The organism is bacterium (genome assembly GCA_016873475.1).
Lineage (GTDB): Bacteria > Krumholzibacteriota > Krumholzibacteriia > JACNKJ01 > JACNKJ01 > VGXI01.
Window position 1 is genome coordinate 1 of sequence record VGXI01000194.1, and the last position, 5,707, is coordinate 5,707.

Consider the following 5,707-nt stretch of genomic DNA (forward strand, 5'->3'; position numbering starts at 1 on the left):
GACGCCGTCGACGAGCTGCTCGAGCGACTCGCGCGCGACCGGTCGCTTCTCGCAGGCCTTGAGCAGTCCGCCGAGGATCTTCTCCCGCTCGTAGGAGACGCGGCGGCCGTCCGCCTTGACCACCATGACCGGGCTGCGCTCGACGTACTCGTAGGTCGTGTAGCGCGCGTTGCAGAGCGTGCACTCCCGCCGCCGCCGGACCGCCTCGTCGTCGCGCGTGCTGCGCGAGTCGACGACCCGATCCTCCTTGTGTCCGCAGAAGGGACACTTCACCGTCTACCTCCAGCCGCGGCGCTACCAGAGCGCCTTGCTGCCCGGCCCGTAGAGCGGGAAGGCGGCGGCGAGTTCCCGCGTGCGGGCGCTCACCCGCTGCGCCGTCTCCGCCTGCGCCGCCTCGCCGGCGCCGAGGCTGTCCAGGACATCGGCGATCAGCTCGCCCACCCGGCGAATCGCGGCTTCGCCGAAGCCGCGCGTCGTCAGGGCCGGCGTGCCGATGCGGATGCCGCTCGTCACGAAGGGGCTGCGCTCCTCACCGGGCACCGTGTTCTTGTTCACCGTGATGCCCGCCCGCTCGAGAGCGGTCTCCGCGTCCTGACCCGTGATCGGCGTGCCCCTGAAATTGACGAGCAGCAGGTGGTTGTCCGTGCCGCCCGACACGAGCCGGTAGCCGCGCCCGATCAGGGTCGCCGCGAGGGCCTTGCTGTTGGCCACCACCTGCGCGGCGTAGGTCTGGAACGAGGGCTTGAGCGCCTCGCCGAAGCAGACCGCCTTTGCGGCGATGATGTGCATGAAGGGCCCGCCCTGGTTGCCCGGAAAGTTGACCTTGTTGATCGTGTTCACGTGGGCGGCCTTCTCGAGGATGAGCCCGCCGCGCGGCCCGCGCAGGGTCTTGTGCGTGGTCGTCGTGACGACGTCGGCATAGGGCACCGGACTCGGATGCACGCCGCCCGCCACCAGGCCCGCGATGTGCGCCATGTCGACGACGAGCACGGCGCCCACCTCGTCGGCCACCTGCCGGAAGCGGGCGAAGTCGATGTAGCGCGGGTAGGCGCTCGCCCCGCACATGATCAGCTTCGGCCGCACCCGGCGCGCCGACTCGGCCAGCGCCTCGTAGTCGATCGTCTCCTCGCCCTCCCTCACGCCGTAGGGCACGACCTTGAAGAAGCGGCCGGAGAAATTGAGCGGATGGCCGTGGCTCAGGTGCCCGCCCTGGGAGAGGTCCAGGCCCATGATCGTATCGCCGGGCTCGAGGAAGGCCATGTAGGCGGTGATGTTCGCCTGCGTGCCCGAGTGCGGCTGCACGTTGGCGCGCTCGGCGCCGAAGAGCTTCAGCGCCCGCTCGCGGGCCAGGCGCTCGGCCTCGTCGACGAACTCGCAGCCGCCGTAGTAGCGCTTGCCGGGGTAGCCTTCGGCGTACTTGTTGGTCAGCACCGAGCCCATCGCCTGCAGCACCGCCGGGGAGACGAAGTTCTCCGAGGCGATCATCTCCAGGCCCTCTTCCTGCCGGCGCCGCTCGCCGATCAGGGTGGCGTGCAGCTCGGGGTCCGCCTGCCGCACTGCTTCCCAGTCCAGCCAGTCCACGCTCCAAAACCTCCCGCTGCCGGCCGCCGGCGCTAGGCGCTCGGCTAGCCGGCGTCCCGCTCGTGGTCCTCGATGCGCGCCAGGCGACGCGCGTGGCGCCCGCCGGCGAAGGGCGTCGCCAGCCAGAGGGCCAGCCAGGCCCTGGCCCGCTCGACGTCCAGCCAGTTGCCCGGCAGCACGAGGATGTTGGCGTCGTTGTGCTCGCGCGACAGGCGCGCGCTCGCCTCGTCGTAGACGAGCGCGGCGCGCGCGCCGGCCACCTTGTTGGCGGCGATGGACATGCCGATGCCCGTGCCGCAGATGAGGATGCCCCGCTCGACCGCGCCGGCCGCCACCTGCTCGGCGAGCGCGAAGGCATAGTCCGGGTAGTCGACCGCCGCCTCGCCCTCGCTGCCCAGGTCCTCGACGCTGTGGCCGCCCTCGCGCAACCAGGCGGCGAGGGCCGCTTTCAGCGCCACGCCGTGGTGATCCGTGGCGATGGCCAGGCGCACTAGCGCTTCGCCGCTGCCGGCGTCACCGCGGTGAGCCAGCCATAGCGGTCCTCGTGACGGCCGTCGAACATGCCGAAGAAGCGCTCCTGGAGCTGCTTGGCCACCGGACCGCGGCTGCCGTTGCCGATCGGGATGCGATCGATGCTGCGGATCGGCGAGACCTCCGAAGCCGTGCCCGTGAAGAACACCTCGTCGGCGAGATAGAGCATCTCGCGCACGATCGTCGACTCGCGGACCGGGTAGCCCAGCTCCCCGAGCAGCGTGATCATCGTGGCGCGGGTGATGCCTGCCAGGATGGAGCCCGCCAGCGGGGTCGTCCACACCACGCCGTCGCGCACGAGGAAGAGGTTCTCGCCGCTGCCCTCGCTGACGTAGCCGTGGATGTCCAGGCCGATGCCCTCGACGTAGCCGTTCGTCGTCGCTTCCATGCGGATGAGCTGGCTGTTCATGTAGTTGCTGCCGGCCTTGGCCATGTTCGGCATCGTGTTCGGCGCGCAGCGCTGCCAGCTCGAGACGCAGACGTCCACGCCCTGCTCGAGCGCCTCGGGGCCGAGGTACTTGCCCCACTCCCAGACCGCGATCGCGACGTCGATCGGGCAGCCGGCCGGGTTCACGCCGACCTCGCCGTAGCCACGGTAGACCAGCGGACGGATGTAGCACTCCTCGAGCTTGTTCGCGAGGACGGTGTCGAGCATCGCCGCGCGCAGCTCGGCGTGGCTGTAGGGCACCTGCATCCGGTAGATCTTGGCGGACTCGAGCAGCCGGCGGACGTGCTCGTCGAGCCGGAAGACCGCCGGCCCAGCAGGCGTCTTGTAGACCCGGATGCCCTCGAACACGCTGCTGCCGTAGTGCAGCACGTGGCTGAGGACGTGGACCTTGGCGTCTTCCCAGGCCACGAGCTTGCCATTCATCCAGATCGTTTCGGCCTTCTTGACCGGCATCGCCGCCTCCCTTTCCTGCGGGAGCGCGCCTAGAGGCGCGCCAGCGCCCGCTTGATGTAGCCCTCGATTTCGTCCGCCGTGCGCGCGTACTCGGCGGGGCTGCCGCCGATGGGGTCGGTAATGCCTGGCCCCAGCGGCCGCTCCCCCGCCCACTCGCTGAGCAGGACCACGGACTTCCCTGTCGACTCGGGGATCTCGCGCACCGCCAAGCGGTGCTCCTCCTCCATCGCGACGATCAGATCCGCCCACTCGATCTGGGCGCCGTCGATGCGCTGCGACCGGTGTTCGGCGATGTCGACGCCCTTGGCCCGCAGCGCCTGCACGCCGTTCTCGCTGGCGGGCAGATCGCTGCGGGCGCCCACGCCGGCGGAGGCGCAGCTGAGCGGGATGCCTCGCCGGACGGCATGGTGGCGGGCCAGCCCCTCGGCCATGGGGCTGCGGCAGATGTTCCCGGTACAGACGAAGAGAACGCGCAGCAGCTCCATGCCATCCTCTCCGGGCTCAACTCAAGGCGCCCCCATCGCCTGGACGAAAGGGGTTCGCCCCTCCCGCAGCACCTTCGGCGGCTGGCAGCTCAGGTCGACCAGGGTCGAGGGCAGGGCCCCCTCGGCCGCAACCCGGGCCTCCAGGTCGGGGTCGAAAACCACGAGTCCGACATTGTCGCCAAACAACTTAACAATCTCGGCGGCATTGGCAAGGGGCGGCTGGCCGGACAGATTGGCGCTCGAGGAGAGCAGCGGCGCATCCAGGTAGCCCAGGAGCTCGCGCAGGAATGGGGTGTCCGGTAGGCGGAAGGCGACGCGGGGCTCCCCGTCCTCGCCCGGGGTGGTCCACTCGCCGGGGGCGAGCGCCGAGGCGCGCAGGACGAAGCTGATCGGCTGCCCCTGGTGGCGCTCCAGCACGGCCATCTCCTGGGCCGACAGGCGGGCGTAGCGCTCCACGCAGGGCAATCCGGGCGCCAGCAGGATGAAGGCGCGCTGGCCGCCGGCGTAGCCCTTCAGGTTCGCGATGCGCTCGACCATCCCTGCGCTCGTCGCCAGTCCATGGAGGCCGTAGAGGGTGTCGGTGGGCAGCACGGCCACGCGGCCGACGCTGAGCGTTCGCACCGCTTCCAGACAGGCCCGCGGTTCGTGGACGGAGATCGAGTGTTCCTTCATCTCAGCTCCATTCCTCCCGATAGCCGGCCAACTTGGCCGCCACCTGATCGTCCTCGATCCCGAGGATGGCGGCGGCCAGCAGGGCGGCATTCACCGCCCCACCCTTCCCGATCGCCACTGTCGCCACGGGCACGCCCCGCGGCATCTGCACCATGGAGAGCAGGGCGTCCACACCGGACAGGGGACCGGCGGCCGCGGGCACGCCGATCACGGGCAGGGTCGTGTGCGCGGCCACCACCCCCGGCAGAGCGGCGCTCAGCCCCGCCACGGCGATGAGCACCTTCAGGCCGCGCTCGCGGGCCGAACGCGCCCAGGCGGCCACCCGCTCCGGATTGCGGTGGGCGCTGGCCACGAGCCCTTCGCTCGCGATGCCCAGCCCATCGAGCGTTGCCTGGCAGGCCTCCAGCAGTTCCTTGTCCGAGGCGCTACCCAGGATGATGCCGACGCGGGGACCCGTCGTCATGCCCCGCCTCCCTTCGAGAGCGCGCGCCAGCCGATGTCCCGGCGCCGGGTGCGTCCCGTGAACCGGATGGCGTCGCTGCGCTGATAGCAGCGTGCGGCCGCTTGGGGCAGATCCTGCCCGAGCGCGGTGACGGCGAGCACGCGCCCGCCGGCGCTGACGAGCCGGCCCTCCACCAGGCGAGTGCCAGCGTGGAAGACGAAGCAGGTCTCGCCGTCGCCGGGGGCGGCGTGACCGCTGATCGGATGGCCCTGACTGTAGTGCCCCGGGTAGCCCGCCGCGGCGAGCACGACGCAGAGACTGGCCTCCGGCCGGATGGCCATCGCGTCCGCCTCGAGACGGCCGGCCGCCGCGCTGGCCAGGAGGCGACCGAAGTCGCCCGCCACTCGGGGCAGGACGGCCTGCGCCTCGGGATCGCCGAAGCGGCAGTTGAACTCGAGCACGCGGGGCCCCGCGGCCGTCATCATGAGGCCGAGATAGAGCAGGCCGCGGTAGTCGACACCCTCGGCGCGCAGGCCCGCCAGGCTGCGCGCCACCAGCGGCGCGCCGAGCGCGAGCAGCGCCGCCTCGCCGATGGGGGCGACGGGACTGTAGGCGCCCATGCCACCGGTGTTCGGCCCGCGATCGCCCTCCTGGGCGCGCTTGTGGTCCTGGCTGGGCGGCAGCAGGCAGAAGCGCTCGCCGTCGCAGACGGCCAGGAGGGAGACTTCGTAGCCTTCCAGGCGCTCTTCCACCAGCAGCGCCTGGCCCGCGGCGCCGAAGAGCGCGCCGGAGAGCATCGCGCGGCCGGCCGCCTCGGCCTCCGCGCGCGAATCGAGGAGCAGCACACCCTTGCCTGCCGCCAGACCGTCCGCCTTGAGGACGACCCGCTCGCCGGCCTCCGCCAGGGCCGCGCTCAGCTCGGCGGGCGTGGCGACGGCCCAGGCCCGCGCGGTCGGCAGGCCGTGGCGCTCGCAGAAGGCCTTCGCGAAGAGCTTGGAGCCCTCGAGCCGGGCGCCGTCGGCCCCCGGGCCGAAGACGGCCAGGCCGCGGGCGCGGAGGGCGTCGGCCAGGCCGGCGACCAGGGGGGCCTCGGGC

8 protein-coding genes are annotated in these 5,707 nt (G+C 71.8%); all 8 read right to left on the reverse strand.

What is annotated here, in order from left to right; genetic code table 11:
• On the reverse strand, positions 1–273 hold a 273-nt coding region (gene nrdR / locus FJ251_12810), incomplete at its 3' end, for a transcriptional repressor NrdR (GenBank protein MBM4118589.1).
• A gap of 21 nt (positions 274–294) precedes the next feature.
• Positions 295–1,572, reverse strand: a complete 1,278-nt coding sequence (locus FJ251_12815; GenBank protein MBM4118590.1) for a serine hydroxymethyltransferase — start codon at positions 1,570–1,572, stop codon at positions 295–297.
• Positions 1,573–1,625: 53 nt separating this feature from the next.
• Entirely contained in the window at positions 1,626–2,072 is a 447-nt protein-coding gene (rpiB, locus tag FJ251_12820) for a ribose 5-phosphate isomerase B (GenBank protein MBM4118591.1), read from the reverse strand.
• Positions 2,072–3,013, reverse strand: a complete 942-nt coding sequence (locus tag FJ251_12825) for a branched-chain amino acid transaminase (protein MBM4118592.1) — start codon at positions 3,011–3,013, stop codon at positions 2,072–2,074. The genes rpiB and FJ251_12825 overlap by 1 nt, the downstream gene beginning before the upstream one ends.
• A 29-nt stretch (positions 3,014–3,042) precedes the next feature.
• Entirely contained in the window at positions 3,043–3,498 is a 456-nt protein-coding gene (locus tag FJ251_12830; GenBank protein MBM4118593.1) for a low molecular weight protein arginine phosphatase, read from the reverse strand.
• A 21-nt stretch (positions 3,499–3,519) separates the two neighbouring features.
• Entirely contained in the window at positions 3,520–4,260 is a 741-nt protein-coding gene (locus FJ251_12835) for an L-threonylcarbamoyladenylate synthase (GenBank protein MBM4118594.1), read from the reverse strand.
• A complete protein-coding gene (gene purE / locus FJ251_12840; protein ID MBM4118595.1) occupies positions 4,172–4,633 on the reverse strand; it encodes a 5-(carboxyamino)imidazole ribonucleotide mutase in 462 nt (153 codons plus the stop codon). Before purE ends, FJ251_12835 begins: the two co-directional genes overlap by 89 nt.
• On the reverse strand, positions 4,630–5,707 hold a 1,078-nt coding region (gene purD / locus FJ251_12845), incomplete at its 5' end, for a phosphoribosylamine--glycine ligase (protein ID MBM4118596.1). The genes purD and purE, both read right to left, overlap by 4 nt.

Coding starts and splice junctions, on each gene's coding strand:
- FJ251_12830 (MBM4118593.1), bottom strand. CDS start 3,498: ATGGAGCTGCTGCGCGTTCTCTTCGTCTGTACCGGGAACATCTGCCGC.
- FJ251_12825 (MBM4118592.1), bottom strand. CDS start 3,013: ATGCCGGTCAAGAAGGCCGAAACGATCTGGATGAATGGCAAGCTCGTG.
- FJ251_12835 (MBM4118594.1), bottom strand. CDS start 4,260: ATGCCGCCCTGCTGGCCGCCGCCATCCTCGGGATCGAGGACGATCAGG.
- purE (MBM4118595.1), bottom strand. CDS start 4,633: ATGACGACGGGTCCCCGCGTCGGCATCATCCTGGGTAGCGCCTCGGAC.